The following is a 1,660-nucleotide window of genomic DNA, read 5'->3' on the forward strand; positions in this document are numbered from 1 at the left end:
ACGGGTCTATTGTTGTCACAAGAGTGGCATGAAAGACGCGTGGTTTCTGGCCAGTAACCGGACCGACCTGAGCGCCGCCAAGGCGTTGCAACTATACGGCCAGCGCTGGGGTATCGAGACCAGTTTTCGTGATATCAAAGATTACAAATTCGGCATGGGTATGGGAGATGTGCACATCAGTAATCCGGTCCGGCGCGACCGACTGTTTTTATTCAGTGCCCTGGCCATCGTCTTGCTGACGCTGCTGGGTAAGGCTGGAGACAGTGTCGGTCTAGAGAGAACGATCAAGGTCAATACCAGCAAGAGCCGAACCTATTCGTTCTTTCGGCAAGGGGTCATCTATTACCAGTTGCTACCTAAAATGAAAGAAGCCAATGCGGTCTTGTTGATGGATAAATTTATCTACTACCTGAAGCAACACCGCTTATATACCCGCACACTTGGAATTATTTGAGTCTCTAAAAATGAGGGGATCTCTGAGCCTTTGCCGTGGTGAGCATCGCGACCCTGCTGATCTTCATGGGGGTCATGACCTGGTTCCTCACCCGCCAGATCTGCCTGCCCCTGCAAGCCGTGGTGGCCCAGGCCAATGCCATCGCCCTGGGGGATCTGACCCATCGGCTGGATCGCCAGCACATCGGGCAGGACGAACTGGGGATGCTGGCCAGCGCCTCCCTCAAGATGCAGGACAACCTGCGTGGGCTCATCGAGGAGGTGGCCGCCGCCGTGACCCAGCTGGGGGCCGCCATCGAGGAGGTGAGCGCGGTCTCCGAGCAATCATCCCAGGGGATCCAGAGCCAGCAGCAGGAGATAGCCCAGGTCGCCACCGCCATGGCCCAGATGAAGGCGACGGTAGCGGATGTGGCGGGCAACACCGAGGTGGCCTCGGAGTCGGCAAGCTCCGCCAATGCCCTGGCTCGTCGCGGCAGTCAGGATGTGCAGGGGGCACTGGATGCCATCACCCGGGTGGCCGGTGAGATGGAGCCGGCGGGCAACCTGGTGAGTGAACTGGAGAAAGAGTCTGCCCAGATCAACCTGGTGGTGGATGTCATTCGCGGCATTGCCGACCAGACCAACCTGCTGGCACTCAATGCCGCCATCGAGGCGGCCCGTGCCGGTGAGCAGGGGCGCGGCTTTGCGGTGGTGGCCGACGAGGTGCGCACCCTGGCGGGGCGTACCCAGGCCTCCACCGGCGAAATCGTCGCCATCATCGAGACCCTGCAGGCTCGTGCCAACCGGGCGAAGTCGGTGACCGGCCAGAGTTGCGAGATGATCCGCCAGTGCGTGAGCCAGAGCGAACGCACCAGCGCGGGCATTCGTCAGATTGAAGAGGCGGTGGCCCAGATAGCCGACATGGCGATCCAGATTGCCAGTGCCTGTGGCGAGCAGGATGCGGTCTCCGATGAACTGGGCCGCAACGTGGCGCGCATCAACGACTCCTCCAACGAGGTCGCGACCGGCGCGGATCACACCGCCAAAGCCTGTCTGGAGCTGAGCCAGCTGGCGGCGGGTCTGCGCCAGAGCATGGGGCGCTTCCGCCTGGCCTGACGGTGGTTGCAGCCAATAAAAAGGTTCTTCGCGGGATCTTGGGGAAGTGGAAGTTGACAGACAGGGTGCTGGTAAACTGGCTGTCTCCAAACACACCACCACCATCACCCTG

The 1,660-nt window shown here is 60.8% G+C and carries 1 protein-coding gene and 1 pseudogene; both read left to right on the top strand.

The window, feature by feature from the left end; all coding sequences use genetic code 11:
• The coding region (locus AB5Y64_RS13210; protein ID WP_368203977.1) for a transposase at positions 1-454 on the top strand (454 nt) is incomplete at its 5' end.
• 29 nt (positions 455-483) lie between these two features.
• Positions 484-1,548, top strand: a pseudogene (locus tag AB5Y64_RS13215) (methyl-accepting chemotaxis protein); the annotation flags it as partial.
• Positions 1,549-1,660 lie beyond the last annotated feature (112 nt).

The organism is Aeromonas sp. R5-1, assembly GCF_040908265.1.
Classification (GTDB): Bacteria; Pseudomonadota; Gammaproteobacteria; order Enterobacterales; family Aeromonadaceae; genus Aeromonas; species Aeromonas caviae.